Annotated in this window: 12 protein-coding genes; 6 read left to right on the plus strand and 6 right to left on the minus strand. The window is 37.4% G+C overall.

Going from position 1 to position 15,348, the window contains the following annotated elements; translation table 11 throughout:
• The first annotated feature begins 5 nt into the window (after positions 1-5).
• Together ACN0TV_RS10415 and argH are read left to right on the plus strand one after the other, a co-directional pair.
• Positions 6-1,070, plus strand: coding sequence for a M20 family metallo-hydrolase (locus ACN0TV_RS10415; RefSeq protein WP_417362779.1), 1,065 nt, complete (start codon positions 6-8; stop codon positions 1,068-1,070).
• Between the two features lie 90 nt (positions 1,071-1,160).
• Positions 1,161-2,441 (plus strand): argininosuccinate lyase, encoded by a 1,281-nt coding sequence (gene argH / locus ACN0TV_RS10420; protein ID WP_417362781.1) that lies wholly within the window; start codon positions 1,161-1,163, stop codon positions 2,439-2,441.
• A gap of 80 nt (positions 2,442-2,521) precedes the next feature.
• Here the strand turns inward: argH and ACN0TV_RS10425 are convergent, their stop codons facing one another.
• Positions 2,522-3,061, minus strand: coding sequence for an NADPH-dependent FMN reductase (locus ACN0TV_RS10425; RefSeq protein ID WP_417362783.1), 540 nt, complete (start codon positions 3,059-3,061; stop codon positions 2,522-2,524).
• Between the two features lie 110 nt (positions 3,062-3,171).
• Here ACN0TV_RS10425 and ACN0TV_RS10430 point away from each other — a divergent pair, with 110 nt between their 5' ends.
• On the plus strand, positions 3,172-4,056 hold the full coding sequence (locus ACN0TV_RS10430) for an aldose 1-epimerase family protein (RefSeq protein WP_417362785.1): 885 nt from the start codon (positions 3,172-3,174) through the stop codon (positions 4,054-4,056).
• 169 nt (positions 4,057-4,225) lie between these two features.
• On the opposite strand, the gene lpdA is transcribed toward ACN0TV_RS10430, so the two are convergent.
• The gene (lpdA, locus tag ACN0TV_RS10435; protein WP_417362787.1) at positions 4,226-5,629 is read right to left on the minus strand and encodes a dihydrolipoyl dehydrogenase; all 1,404 of its coding nucleotides are present in this window, start codon (positions 5,627-5,629) and stop codon (positions 4,226-4,228) included.
• A 364-nt stretch (positions 5,630-5,993) separates the two neighbouring features.
• Here lpdA and ACN0TV_RS10440 point away from each other — a divergent pair, with 364 nt between their 5' ends.
• The gene (locus ACN0TV_RS10440) at positions 5,994-7,418 is read left to right on the plus strand and encodes an L-serine ammonia-lyase (protein WP_417362789.1); all 1,425 of its coding nucleotides are present in this window, start codon (positions 5,994-5,996) and stop codon (positions 7,416-7,418) included.
• Between the two features lie 23 nt (positions 7,419-7,441).
• Here ACN0TV_RS10440 and ACN0TV_RS10445 read toward each other — a convergent pair whose 3' ends face one another.
• From ACN0TV_RS10445 to ACN0TV_RS10460, 4 genes are all read right to left on the minus strand, one after another.
• Positions 7,442-8,197, minus strand: a complete 756-nt coding sequence (locus ACN0TV_RS10445) for a LytR/AlgR family response regulator transcription factor (RefSeq protein ID WP_417362791.1) — start codon at positions 8,195-8,197, stop codon at positions 7,442-7,444.
• Between the two features lie 53 nt (positions 8,198-8,250).
• Complete coding sequence (locus ACN0TV_RS10450; RefSeq protein WP_417362793.1) at positions 8,251-8,565, minus strand: 2TM domain-containing protein; 315 nt, start codon at positions 8,563-8,565, stop codon at positions 8,251-8,253.
• A gap of 1 nt (position 8,566) precedes the next feature.
• Positions 8,567-10,000 (minus strand): 2TM domain-containing protein, encoded by a 1,434-nt coding sequence (locus ACN0TV_RS10455; RefSeq protein WP_417362795.1) that lies wholly within the window; start codon positions 9,998-10,000, stop codon positions 8,567-8,569.
• A 110-nt stretch (positions 10,001-10,110) separates the two neighbouring features.
• Complete coding sequence (locus ACN0TV_RS10460) at positions 10,111-10,287, minus strand: hypothetical protein (protein WP_417362797.1); 177 nt, start codon at positions 10,285-10,287, stop codon at positions 10,111-10,113.
• Positions 10,288-10,441: 154 nt separating this feature from the next.
• On the opposite strand from ACN0TV_RS10460, the gene recG reads away from it, so the two are divergent.
• On the plus strand, positions 10,442-12,544 hold the full coding sequence (recG, locus tag ACN0TV_RS10465; RefSeq protein WP_417362798.1) for an ATP-dependent DNA helicase RecG: 2,103 nt from the start codon (positions 10,442-10,444) through the stop codon (positions 12,542-12,544).
• Positions 12,545-12,778: 234 nt separating this feature from the next.
• Complete coding sequence (pheT, locus tag ACN0TV_RS10470) at positions 12,779-15,205, plus strand: phenylalanine--tRNA ligase subunit beta (RefSeq protein WP_417362800.1); 2,427 nt, start codon at positions 12,779-12,781, stop codon at positions 15,203-15,205.
• The last annotated feature ends 143 nt before the right edge of the window (positions 15,206-15,348 follow it).

Genomic DNA, 15,348 nt, shown 5'->3' on the forward strand with positions numbered 1-15,348 from the left:
ATATAATGACCATAGAATCCCTAAAAAAAGAGGCTCTCGAACTCTTAAAATTACTTATAAGGACACAATCCTTTTCATCAGAGGAGGACAAAACTGCGCTTTTAATTACCGAGTGGTTCACTCGTTACAACATACCTTTTAAAAGACAAGGCAATAACATCTGGGCATTTAATAAAGATTTTCAATCAGGCAAACCTTTGATGTTGCTCAATTCACATCATGATACTGTAAAGCCAAACAGTGCTTATACAAAGGATCCTTTTGATGCTCATATTGAAGATGGCAAACTTTATGGCCTGGGAAGTAATGATGCCGGAGGATGTTTAGTCTCGTTGATTGCGACTTTCACCTACTTCTACCAGAAGACCAATTTAAATTACAATCTAGTGATTGTAGCCTCTGCAGAAGAAGAAAGTTCAGGTCCTAATGGACTTAAATCAGTATTAAGCGAACTTCCAAATTTGGATGTTGCTATTGTAGGAGAACCTACACTTATGAATCTCGCTATTGCAGAAAAAGGCTTAGTGGTTTTTGACGCTGTTGTAAAAGGAACACCTAGTCACGCAGCACATCCAAATGATGACAATGCCATTTATAAAACCATTAATGTTCTAGAGTGGTTCAGAGATTATAAATTTGAAAAAGTATCTGAGGTATTAGGTCCCGTGAAATTAACAGTCACTCAAATAGAGGCTGGGAACCAACACAATGTGGTACCTGCTGATGTTCGTATGGTTATTGATGTCAGAGTGAATGACAAGTACAGCAATCAAGAGATTTACGACACCTTAAAAAACGAAGCACCATGTGAGCTAACTCCTAGGTCCCTTGGATTAAACTCTTCTGCAATTCCTGCAGATCATCCTTTAGTCAAAGCAGGCCTTGAACTCGGTAGAACAACCTATGGTTCTCCTACTCTTTCGGATCAAGCCAATTTGTATTGTCCTTCCCTTAAACTGGGACCAGGTGACTCAACACGTTCGCATTCGGCAAATGAATTTATTTATGTGACCGAAATAGAACAAGGAATCGAATTATACATTGAACTATTGACTAAAGTCCTAGGTTAGATTCAACTAAAATAATTTTTTAATATCATAAAGCAATTAACAAAACAACCGCTAATTTTACTGCGTTAGAATTCAAAAAATAAGATCGCTATGAAACTATGGGATAAAGGTTTTTCAACAGATAAGAAAATTGATGTTTTTACCGTTGGTTCTGATAGAGAATTGGACCTGGTAATTGCAAAATACGATGTACTTGCATCCAAAGCTCATGCAAAAATGCTCAGTAAAATCGGACTAATTTCCAAGGAGGAAGCCCAACAATTGACTGCTGCATTAGATACTATAGGAGAGGATATTCAAGAGGGTAACTTTACCATAGAAGACAGTTTCGAAGATGTTCACTCTAAAATAGAATTTTTGTTAACTGAGAAACTTGGAGATACCGGTAAGCGTATACATACTGCACGTTCTAGAAATGATCAAGTTTTAGTCGCCGTTAATCTCTACCTCAAAAGTGAACTCGCACAAATTAAACACAGTACCAAAGAATTATTTGACGACTTAATCAATTTGGCGGATCAATATAAAGATGTTTTACTTCCCGGTTATACGCATTTACAAATCGCGATGCCGTCTTCATTTGGATTGTGGTTCTCTGCTTATGCAGAAAGCCTCATTGACGATATGTACTTTGTGGAAGCAGCATATAAAACAGTAGATCAAAATCCGCTTGGAAGTGCTGCCGGCTACGGAAGCTCATTCCCAATTGATAGAGACTTCACCACAGCGGAGTTAGATTTTAAAGATCTTAAGTATAATGTGGTGGCTGCACAAATGAGTCGTGGAAAATCTGAAAAGTCTACGGCATTTGCCCTAAGTAGTGTTGCTGCGACCTTATCGAAATTCGCCATGGATATATGCCTTTACATGAGCCAGAATTTTGAGTTCATCACCTTTCCCAATGAGCTTACCACAGGATCGAGTATCATGCCACATAAAAAGAATCCTGATGTGTTTGAACTCATTCGAGGAAAATGTAATAAAATCCAAGCCGTTCCAAATCAATTGGCCATGCTGACCACTAACCTTCCTAGTGGATATCACAGGGATTTGCAATTGACTAAGGAGATCATTGTTCCAGCAATTCAGGAGCTAAAATCTTGCTTGGAAATGATGAGCTTTTCCATCAAAAACGTCATTGTCAACGAAAGTATTTTAGATGATACTAAATACGACTACTTATTCAGTGTAGACACATTAAATGACCTAGTTCTAAACGGAATGCCATTTAGGGATGCTTATAAACAAATGGGGCAGGCTATTGAAAATGGTGATTACAAACCCAAGAAAGATATTAAACATACGCACAAAGGCAGTTTAGGCAATTTGTGCTTAGATGAAATCAAGGCCAAAATGGATCAAATTCATTAAGGCTAAAATCTGGACAAACATAAAAACAAGGTGCTCACAACAATGGGGTACCTTGCTTTTTTTAAGAGTGTTAGTTTATTTTAATAAATCTTCTTCAAAAAGTTTTGCAATGCCTCCTGGTGTTTTTCTATCAACTCAGTATTGGTCATAACACCCTTTTTAACTGAAAAGTTCTCCTTAAAATTAGGCAAGGAAAAAATATCTTCTACTTGAGCGCCAAAACGTGGCAGTAATTTTTCGGTAACTCCAATGGATCCCGTTGCACCTCTGGCTCCGTTAGAAGTTCCTAAAACAAAAACATATTTTTCGTTCAAAAATTTACGATCTACTCTGGATAACCAATCAATTAGGTTCTTAAAGTATGCTGAGGGATTTCCATTGTGTTCATTAACGCTTATAATGACTCCATCAGCCTCTACAATGTCGTCTTTTAATGCTACCAAAGAATCTTGATAACCCTTTGCCCGCTCCAGGTCTTCACTGAACATTGGGAACTCAACCTTGGCCATATTTAATAATTGAATATCGAAATCATCGATTAAAGAAACGGTATATTTAACCAGTTCATAGTTTATTGAGGTACTTGAATTACTTCCGGCAAAAGCGATGAGTTTTTTCATAAATAAGACGCTAATAAATTTTGCAATTATCGTTAAATATAAGTAACTTTTTTTAATTAAATTATTCAAATCCTTACTTTTACAAATCAATTATTTATAGCTATTTTTCCATGTTAAAACCTAGTGAATTCACAATAAACAACGAGCATTTAACGGTAATTATTCAAGGTACAGGAGCAGAAATTTCCAGTATCAAAGACAGCAATTCTCAAGAGTATATTTGGCAAGCCGATCCAAAGATTTGGGGAAGTCATGCGCCTGTACTTTTCCCGATAATTGGAGCCTTAAAGAATGGTTCGTTTAGTTATAAAGGCAAGCAATATAGTGTGCCGAAACATGGGTTGATTCGCTATAATGAAAATCTAAAGGTTCTCAAACACTCTACAAGCGAACTAAAGCTTCATTATACCTTTAATGATGAGACCCTAAAAGATTATCCATTTAAATTTGAGTTTATCATTGGCTTTTCATTAAAAAACAAAAGCCTAGAGGTTCAACACCAGGTTTTAAATCACGGTGATGACCAAATGTTGTTTTCCTTAGGTGGCCACCCCGCATTTAAATGCCCACTGACAGACCAGGACAACTACCAAGACTATGTTTTAAAATTTAAACACAAGGAGACTTGCAAACGTCATATGATCGATGAGAATGGTTTGCAAAATGGGGAGTCTATTCCTTTTTTTAATGATGAAGATACCATAGAATTAAAGCACTCTTTATTTAGGGATGATGCATTAATTTTCAAGAACTTAAAATCCAGACTAGTTAGTTTAGAGCACAAGACCAAAGGAAAAGTGCTCAGTGTAGCTTTTAAAGATTTTAATTACCTAGGTATTTGGGCAAAAACTAACGGGAATTTTGTTTGCATTGAACCTTGGCTTGGTATAACTGATCATATTGATACCAGCGGTGATTTCACCAAAAAAGAAGGGGTTTTAACGCTTGGGCCAGGAGAGAATTTTAATGCTTCCTTTACTATTGAAATCCATTAAATCGTCTTGAATTAAATAATCCCTTATCTAACTTCCACAGTTATCATAAAAATAAAAGGGGCTGACTTTTATAAAAAATCAACCCCTTAAAATTTGGCCGCACTTTTAAGTTATAGTGCATATATCATTCTCTCAGATTGTCGATACTTAAGTTGACAAACTATTCCTTTTACACATGTAAAGCTCTATCATCTGTAGCGGCAAGTGCTGCTTCTTTAACAGCTTCCGCATATGTAGGGTGTGCATGACTCATTCTTGAAATGTCTTCTGCACTAGCTCTGAATTCCATAGCCGTAACAGCTTCAGCAATTAAATCAGCAGTTCTTGCTCCGATCATGTGGATACCAAGAACCTCATCTGTTGTCTGATCAGCGAGTATTTTTACAAAACCATCTATATCCATACTAGCACGAGCTCTTCCTAGAGCACGCATGGGGAACTGTCCGGTTTTATACTTCACCCCCTCTTGCTTGAGTTGTTCTTCAGTTTTTCCAACTGCTGCAACTTCTGGCCAAGTGTATACAACACCGGGGATAAGGTTGTAATTTATATGTGGTTTTTGACCCGCCAAAGTTTCAGCAACAAACACCCCTTCTTCTTCTGCCTTATGTGCAAGCATAGCACCTTTAATGACATCACCAATGGCATAGATGTTTGAGACATTGGTTTGCAAGTGTTCATTTACCTCAACCTGTCCTTTTTCATTTAGCTTAATTCCGGTCTTATCGAGATTTAGTCCCTCTGTGTAAGGTCTACGACCGACACAAACTAAACAGTAATCACCTTCAAAGCTAACTTCTTTGCCTTTTTTATCATCCGCTTTCACGGTAATCTTGTCCCCTTTACGGGTAACTTCTTTTACCTTATGCGAAGTGTAGAATTTCATACCGCCTTTTTTCAAGGAACGCTGTAACTCTTTAGAAAGACCGCCATCCATTGTTGGAATAATACGATCCATATATTCTACCACACTTACTTGAGCACCTAAACGGTTGTATACTTGTCCTAATTCCAATCCGATAACTCCACCCCCAATGATGACAAGATGTTTTGGAATTTCTTTTAGAGATAAGGCTTCAGTAGAAGTAATTATACGCTCTTTATCCAATTTAATAAAAGGTAATGTAGAAGGCTTGGAACCTGTAGCAATAAGACTCTGCTTAGCTTCTATTTCTTCAGTTTTACCGTCTTTTTCTATAAGGATATGAGTAGCATCTTTAAAACTTCCGAAACCGTGGTATACATCAATTTTATTTTTATCCATCAAAAACTCAATCCCTTTGGTAGTCTGATCCACTACTCCTTGCTTACGAGAAATCATTTTTTCGATGTTGACCTTTACTTCTCCTGGAATTTCAATACCATGGGCTTCAAAGTTTTTTACAGCCTCCTCATAGTGATGCGAAGAATCTAAAAGTGCCTTCGACGGAATACAACCAACATTTAAACAGGTTCCACCTAAAGTGTCATACTTTTCAATAATTGCAGTTTTCATTCCGAGTTGAGCACATCGAATTGCAGCCACATAGCCACCTGGTCCTGAGCCGATAACGGCTACGTCATATGTATTCATATAATTTTATTTGCGATGAATATTATAGTTAGATAACAAAAATACAAATGTTTTATGGTACTAGGGCTACGAAATAATTGAAAAAACGATGCTTTTAGGAAGCTCATAATTAAAGGTACATCGAATTATTTATTATCCTAAAAATTGCGGTCTATTTTCAGTATGTGCGACAATGCAATCTCGCCCTTCAAATCTTTCCGTAGAGATTTAAATTTTAGCATCCATAGACTTTTCTATAAACGCGGGGAAATCCATTAAAAATGGTGAAAACGCTAGGATTTCCTATACGAAAATATTTTAAATCTATTAACTTTTACCTTGTGGAACTATCCGTATCTTTGCAGTTACTTTAACGTTTTCGTCTATGGAGTGTATCAGTGTTTTTGACATGCTAAAAATTGGCGTTGGCCCATCTAGTTCTCACACCTTAGGACCCTGGCGTGCAGCTCAGCGGTGGATAGAAGAACTCAATGATGATCAATTATTCCACAGGGTGGAAAGCATCCAGGTTCACATGTATGGTTCCTTATCTCTAACAGGTAAAGGTCACGCCACCGATTTGGCTGTTTTACTTGGGCTCTCAGGAACTGATCCAGAATATGTTCCCATAGATCATATCAATTCCATAGTAAATAAAATAAAGGAAGAATTAGTATTGAACTTTAACAACCAAAGGAAAGTTGAGTTCAATCCTGAAAAAGACTTGATTTTTCACAGGGACTTTCTTCCATTCCATGCTAATGGTATGCGATTCACCGGTATTTTAGATAATGGATCTACCTATGAACAAACCTATTATTCTATAGGGGGTGGTTTTGTTGTGAAAGAAGAACTCTATCATCCTAAGGATAACCTTGATATTATAAAGCAGTTTCCTTTTCCAATTCAAAAGGGAACAGAACTTCTAAACTTCTGTCATGCAGAGCAAAAAACGATATCTGAAATTGTTTTAGAGAACGAACTTTCACTTCGAAGTGCAGAGAAAATTGATACGGAATTAAAACGCATCTGGGATACCATGCTTGAATGCATGTATTTAGGCTGTCATACCGAGGGTAATTTACCGGGTGGACTGAATGTACGAAGAAGAGCCTTTGACACACATCAACGTTTAAAAGGAGATCTAGAATATAATAGCCCTACAGAGTGGATTGGTGTGATTCGAAAAACAGAGGTAAAATTCAGACAAATTCTAAAATGGGTTAGCTGTTTTGCTATAGCCGTTAATGAAGTAAATGCCTCTTTAGGAAGAGTAGTCACCGCACCAACCAATGGAAGCGCTGGTGTTATACCTTCTGTTTTAATGTATTATTTAGTCATCGAAAATCATAATGCTGGATTTGAAGAAATTAAAAAATTCCTATTAGTGGCAGGAGAAATTGGTAGTATCTTTAAAAAAGGAGCTACGATCTCTGCAGCCATGGGTGGTTGTCAAGCTGAAATTGGAGTCTCTTCTGCCATGGCTGCCGGTGCTTTAACAGAACTTCTTGGAGGTAGTCCGGATCAAGTATTGATTGCAGCTGAAATAGCCATGGAACACCATTTAGGACTCACTTGTGACCCTATTGGAGGTCTTGTTCAAATACCTTGTATCGAGCGTAACTCCATGGGTGCTATAAAAGCAATAAATGCAGCTGAACTTGCTTTGGAAACTGATCCTAAGAACGTAAAAGTTCCATTGGATATGGTGGTTAACACCATGTGGGAAACCGCTAAGGATATGAACTCTAAATATAAAGAAACCTCAGAGGGAGGTCTAGCCGTTGGTGTTAACTTAAGTGATTGTTAAATACCTGGAAAACATTTAGTTACCTATCCTAACCAATCCTTAAAAGCTTTGACCCTTTGGCGGCTAACAATAACCTCTGCATCCTCTAAATGATTCATCTTAAGTCGCAGACGGTTATTGGTATAATTGAGTATATCTCCAATTTGATTGATATTTATAATGTAGCCCCTGCTAATTCTAAAAAACAAATCAGGTTGTAGTTCCTCGTAGATGCCGTCCATTGTGGTGTCCATTACATAACTTCGATTCTCCAGGGTGTGTAGAAAGGTGCCTTTATCTTTACTATAGAAGCAAACGACGTCTTCCATAGCAATCAATTTGATTCGCTGGCCCACGCTTACGCTAATTCGTTTTTTATAGCCCCGATCCACAGGGTTGATGAGTAATTTTTTGACCTCTTCAAAGTTTAAAGAAACCTGTCCGATTTCAGGTTTAAAATGGCGATACTTTGCAATAGCATTTTCAAGCTCCTGGTCACAAATGGGTTTTAAGAGATAATCAATACTATTGAGTTTAAAGGCCTTTAAAGCATATTCATCATAAGCCGTAGTAATGATTATAGCACTCTTGATTTCTACAGCTTCAAAAATTTCGAAGGACAAACCATCAGAGAGTTGAATATCTAAAAAAATAAGATCAGGATGTTGATGGGTTTCAAACCACTTAATGGATTGTTTTACATCGTGAAGCAACTGGTCAACCTCGACTCCGAGTTTGTGTAACATCCTTCCTAATCTCCTAGCAGAGGCCGCTTCATCCTCTATGACAATTACTTTCATGAAAAGTTATTCGTTTTTAATTGGTTGGTTTAAATCTCGTAAAATTTATGTTACTATTCCCATTTATGGCCAGTTTCTTTAGTGTAAGAGCCCTTTTCCCTTTCCATATATTCTCTAATTTTGCGCTGTTCCCAATCTTTGGTGAAGATTAAATTAAACCCAAAAACCTTCAAGGCATGGAAGACTATTCCAACGCCCCACCATATTGTTATCCACCAAAACCACGCATATTCAAATCCGTTGGTCATAAAGTTAATTAGTATAAAAAATAGGTTAACTATGATAAAGGTGGTCAATGAATTGTAAAACTTTTTCAATTCTGCAACTCGTTCTTTGGCATTGATGTATTTGTTGTCGTTAGATTCCATGCTATAGTTTATTAGGATTGTCTTTTTTCATGAGTTCTTTCAATTTTCGCTCCTCCCAATCTTTTCCTAGAATTGGGTGGTAATTGTAAGCTTCCATACCGTGAATTATCACCCCAATCCCCCATCCAACTACCGGGAATACTATCCATGGAAAACCTGCAGAGGTCGTATAGTTGATCCATGCTAAAAATGGTATCACTAAAATATAGGCCGTAAGATTTGCATAGAAATCTCTTATTTTTTTTGCCTTGGCCCTATCTAAGTTTTTACTCATAAACGGATGGTAGTCATATACTGACATGCCATGCATGACAACTCCTATCCCCCATCCAACGACTGGGAATACTATCCATGGAAAACCTGAGTTTGTGATATAATATATCCACACTAAAAAAGGTATCACTACTATATAGGCGGTAAGGTTTCCGTAGAATCCCTTCAAGTCTTCAACTCTTTTTTTAGCCTTAGCATAACGTTTGTTATCTATGTAATCTTCTTGAATCTGTTCCATTTTAATACGTTTTGTCAAAAGTGGTATTTTAACACTGAATTTAGCTTCCGTTTTTTCTACCTCAACCTTTCTCTCGGTGAGTAATGCATAGCGCTGTTTGATATTTACCAGTCCTACTCCAGTACTGTGTTTAATTACGGCTTTAGGCTTAAAATTATTGGTGACAACCAGGTTGTTTCCTTGTTGGAAAATCTTCACAGTTAAAGGTGAGTCTTGGGTTATTTGATTGTGTTTTATTGCATTTTCTAACAAGAGTTGTAATGAACAAGGCACCACTTTGGCTTCAAAATTAATATCCTGGGCTACTTCAAAAATTATACTGTTTTCAAAGCGCATACGCACTAGAGACATATAAATTTTAGCGTAATCCAACTCCTCTTCCACGCTGACTAATTCTTTGGATTTTTGTTCCAATACATAGCGATAGACCTTTGAAAGCAAGGTGGTGAACTTTTGAGCAGCTTCTGGATTTTCCTCAATCAGACTATTGAGCACATTCAAACTATTGAATAAAAAATGAGGATCCAGCTGACTCTTTAAAGCATCAAATTGGGCTGTCGCAGCTCCGGCGATGACTTTCTGCTCCTTAACCTTAGTTTCTTGCCTAGATTTATACAAATGGAAACCGCTAAATGCAGCGCCAAATAAAAAGCTGATGGCCAAAGGTACAGCGTAGTCCTCTATACTTTCATGGACTAAGAACCCTTTTACAGTCGCTCCCTCTATGGTCAAATAGGCTCCAAAATTTAAGAAAAATAAACAAACAAAACTCAACAACACCGCTCCTATGGTGCTTATAAGAAAGAGTACTTTGCCCTTTGCATTATATCTATTCTGCTTACGTGTCCATCTAAAGAAATTGGCATTGACAATAAACAAAACAATGGTGTATATCAAGGTTAAAATCAATCTATTTCTCAGCATATGGTTTAGAACAATCTGTTCCCCATTGCTATAATTGACTATCATAATAATCAAAAAGACAAGGATTCCTAAAATGAACCCTCTGATTATATCCCTTGTTAAATTAAGAATCATCCAAAAAGTAAATTATGATTCATAAAAGTAGTAAAAGTTTGGCAGACAGCTTCCTGAGTGATGCCAAACATTTCGAAATCTGAACCTAACTCTGCCCCGTGGATTCCTAAAATATTGGCTGAAAAAATTCCCTCAATAAAGTAATACGATAAATAATAAATTAACTGCATCATTATTTGATTGGTTTAAGATTTGATTCAAAAGTGTGACATAATAGCCTTTTATTAAAATATAAATTACCGAACTGTTGTATTTGATGGATGAATTGTTGATTATTAGTTTAAATGTCGCTTTTAAACTTTACCACGAACTGTTATCTTCGTAACCATGAATCCAAGTATACTACAAACACCTATAGAATATTTAAAGGGAGTGGGTGCCACCCGTGCGGATATTTTGCGCAAGGAATTAGGCATTCACAAGTATCAGGATCTTATTCAACTCTTCCCAAATCGCTATATTGATAAAACGCGATACTACAAGATCAATGAGCTTCAACAAAACGGAGCTGAAGTTCAGCTCATAGGGTACATCTCAAATTTCCGTATAGTAGAACAAAAAAAAGGTAAGCGATTGGTGGCTACTTTTAGAGATGACACCGGTGAGATTGAACTTGTTTGGTTTAGAGGACAAAAATGGATCTCCGAAAACACTAAGCGCGATCAACCCTATGTGATCTTCGGTAAATTAAATTGGTATGCTGGATTTTCCATGGCACACCCTGAGATGGAGCTATTCTCAGAACATGAAAAGAGCATACGTTCTGCTATGCAAGCCATTTACCCTTCCACTGAAAAGCTCGCCCAAAGAGGGATCAGCAATCGTGTGATTATTAAACTGATGGAGCAGCTTTTTATTACCACCAATGGACGTTTTGCAGAGTCACTACCCTTTGGGTTATCACAGGAGCTCAAACTCCTTTCTAAGAGTAAGGCCATGTTCAATATTCATTTCCCACAAAGTCAAGAATATTTGGCCAGAGCGCAGTATCGGTTAAAATTTGAAGAGTTGTTTTATATCCAGCTCCAATTGATATCGAAAAACCTCAGCCGAAAAACTAAAATTAAAGGCTATAAATTTGAAAAGGTTGGTGCTAACTTTACAACCTTCTACGAGAAACACCTTCCCTTTGAACTTACCTCTGCTCAAAAACGAGTTATTAAAGAAATCAGAAATGACTTGGGTACTAGCGCTCAAATGAATCGTCTTTTACAAGGAGATGTAGGGTCAGGAAAAACCATCGTAGCACTGATGAGTATACTTTTGGCTCTCGATAATGGATTTCAAGCTTGTTTGGTGGCCCCTACTGAGATTTTAGCCACCCAACACTACAATGGTATTGTAGATTTGGTTAAAGAAATGGAGATCGAAGTACGACTGCTTACAGGCTCAACCAAGACCTCTGCTCGAAAAGAAATACACCAACAACTTGAAAGCGGAGAACTTCATATCCTCATAGGCACTCACGCTGTTTTGGAAGATAAGGTCACCTTTCAAAATCTAGGACTAGCCATTGTTGACGAACAGCACCGATTTGGCGTTGCACAACGGGCGAAATTGTGGCGTAAAAACGATATACCACCTCATATTTTAGTGATGACTGCTACCCCCATACCAAGGACACTAGCTATGAGTCTATACGGTGATTTAGACATCTCTGTTATTGATGAACTTCCTCCTGGAAGAAAACCTATCAATACGGTGCATCGGTATGATAGTAACAGACTCAAGGTATTTCGTTTCATAAGGGATGAAATTCAAAAAGGAAGACAGATCTATATCGTATACCCACTAATCCAAGAATCTGAAAAATTAGATTACAAGGATCTGATGGATGGCTACGAAAGTATCGCACGAGAATTTCCTGCACCAGATTTTCAAATATCCATTGTTCACGGACAAATGAAACCTGCAGATAAAGACTATGAAATGGATCGCTTTATTAAAGGTGAAACTCAGATTATGGTGGCTACCACTGTAATTGAAGTTGGTGTAAATGTACCCAATGCCTCGGTAATGATTATCGAAAGCGCAGAGCGCTTTGGACTCTCCCAACTGCATCAGTTAAGAGGAAGAGTAGGTCGAGGTGCAGAACAGAGCTATTGTATCCTAATGACCAGCCACAAATTATCTGCAGACTCAAAAACCCGATTACAAACCATGGTATCTACCAATGATGGCTTTGAAATTGCAGAAGTAGACTTAAAACTCCGAGGCCCTGGAGACCTTATGGGAACACAGCAAAGCGGTATTCTAAACCTAAAGATAGCAGATATTGTAAAAGACAATGATATCTTAAAGGCTGCACGATACTACGCCACGGCTATTTTGAAGAAAGATCCTGGTTTAACCATGGAGGAACATCAGGTAATTCGTCAAAACTATCTTCAGCTTAACAAGGACAAAAAAATATGGAATTACATCAGTTAATCCCCTACATAGTTAGAATAAATCAAAAGCATACTTGATTTGTTCACTCCTACTAACCTTAGATAAACCTGAGATACCCCCTTTAGCGCATACCCAAATCAAACTCCAAATAACGGCCACTTTAAAATCACTGTGAAAAATGAAGAATTTCCCATGTGATTCTACATGGTAATATTTCCTATTTTCCATTGTGGATTACTATATTTGCAGTTCAATTCAAATTATTACGCACAGGTGAAAATATCATATAACTGGTTAAAGCAATTTATTCAACTTGATTGGGATGCTGAAAAAACATCAGCCTTATTGACTGATTTAGGATTAGAAGTAGAAGGAGTTGAAGAATTTGAGTCGGTAAAAGGTTCTTTAAAGGGTATTGTAGTAGGACACGTGCTCTCATGTGAGCAACATCCGAATGCTGATCGATTAAAACTTACAAAAGTGGATATCGGGTCACAAGAGCCTCTTCAGATTGTATGTGGAGCACCTAATGTAGCGACCGGTCAAAAGGTGCCTGTGGCTACCATTGGAACTACCCTTTATACAGAAAACGGAGAATCCTGGGTCATTAAGAAAGGGAAAATTAGAGGAGAGGAATCCTTTGGGATGATCTGTGCTGAGGATGAATTAGGTTTGGGTAAGGGGCATGAAGGTATCATGGTCTTGGATGAAAGCTTAACTCCTGGTACTCCATGTGCTGAATTATTTGAAATAGTTTCAGATACTGTTTTTGAAATTGGTCTAACGCCTAACCGAGCAGATGCCATGAGTCACTATGGTGTCGCACGTGATTTAAAAGCAGGACTGATACAAAATGATATACATTTAGAGTTCATCACACCTTCAGTTAGTAGTTTTCACGTAGACAACAGAACACTACGAATTGATGTGGATGTGAAAAATAAAGAGCTATGTCCTCGGTATTGCGGTATAACCATCTCCGGGATTAAAGTAGGAGAGTCTCCTTCATGGATTAAAAATCGCCTAGAAGCCATTGGAATCACTCCAAAGAATAATGTGGTGGATATTACCAACTATGTGTTGCACGAATTAGGGCAACCTCTACATGCCTTTGATGCCAATATGATAGCATCTAAAAAAATTGTAGTAAAAACTGCAGAACCGGGATCGAAGTTTACCACCCTTGATGGTGTAGAACGAGAACTCCATGCAGAGGATCTTATGATTTGTGATAGTGAAAAACCACTGTGTATCGCAGGAGTTCTAGGGGGAGTGAATTCGGGAGTTACTGAGCGAACCACAGCCGTGTTTTTAGAAAGTGCTTATTTTAACCCTGTTTCGGTTAGAAAAACAGCTAAAAGACACGCAATAAATACAGATGCTTCTTTCCGCTTTGAAAGAGGTATTGACATCAATAGTACAAAGTATGCCTTACTAAGGGCTGCTTTATTAATTAGAGAAATCGCTGGCGGAACCTTATCAAGTGATGCCGAGGATTTCTACCCTAAAAAGTTTGAGGATTTCCAAGTGTTTTTAACCTTCGAAAAGGTTAACTCACTTATTGGGCAAAACCTCTCCACAGACACCATAAAGTCCATTTTGAGCTCACTTGACATTAAGATTAACAATGTCACTGAAACAGGAATTGGACTTACCATTCCATCTTTTAGAGTGGATGTACAACGCGAGGTGGATGTCATTGAAGAGATCTTGCGTATTTATGGTTATAACAATATAGAGTTCACCAAAAAATTAAATGCCTCTATTGCCCCTACTTCTAAGTTTGAGGATTACAAAATCCAAAACGCTATTGCAAACCAATTAGCTTCTAATGGTTTTTATGAGATTATGACAAACTCACTTACTTCCCCAGCTTATGTGGAATTAACGGAGGATTTCAAAGAGGAGCACAATATTAATATCCTTAACCCTTTGAGTAGAGAACTCTCTGTCATGAGACAATCGATGCTCTTTAGTGGTCTAGAGGCTATTCACCATAACATCAACCGCAAGAGTAACGACCTAAAGTTTTTTGAATTTGGAAAAACCTATCATCAGTACGCTGACCAAAGAGAAGAACATAAACACTTAAGTTTGTTAATCACCGGTAATATTCACAAGGAGAACTGGAATACTTCAGAACATAAAAGTGATTTTTTCATTCTAAAAGGAGTACTTGATTCCATTATAGAGCGTCTAGGGCTTAAAGAGCCTAAAGCCAGTGCGGCAAAAGGCTCCATTTTCTCGGAAGGATTGCTATATAAGATCGGAGAAGAAAACATTGTATCCTTTGGTGTTGTGGACCCAAAGATTCTAAAACATTTTGATATTAAACAAGAAGTTTTGTATGCTGATTTCTATTGGGGCAATGTCATAGAACTCGTGAAAGAACAGGATATCAACTTTACATCATTCTCAAAATATCCTGGGGTGCGAAGGGATTTAGCTCTGCTTATTGATCAAAATATCAATTTTGATACCATCGCAGATATCGCTTACAATTGTGAAAAGGATCTATTGAAGGATGTGAATCTCTTTGATGTATATCAAGGTGATAAATTACCTGATGGTAAAAAATCATACGCTGTTAGTTTTACATTGCAGGATACAAACAAGACCCTAACGGACAAACAGATTGATAAAGTAATGCGCAAATTACAGGATAGTTTCGAGAAACAAATCAACGCGCAATTGCGATAATTGAATTTGGTTTTAAACTAAATTCACACATAGTCTAACAAGATATCCCAAACATTTTAGGGTGTTTAACTTTAACACCTTCATAGTTATGATTTGGGATAATTTGTTTAATTTTATAAAGACCTTATTTTAATTTAAGTGTT

It is taken from the genome of Galbibacter sp. (genome assembly GCF_048266365.1).
In the GTDB taxonomy this organism is placed as follows: domain Bacteria; phylum Bacteroidota; class Bacteroidia; order Flavobacteriales; family Flavobacteriaceae; genus Galbibacter.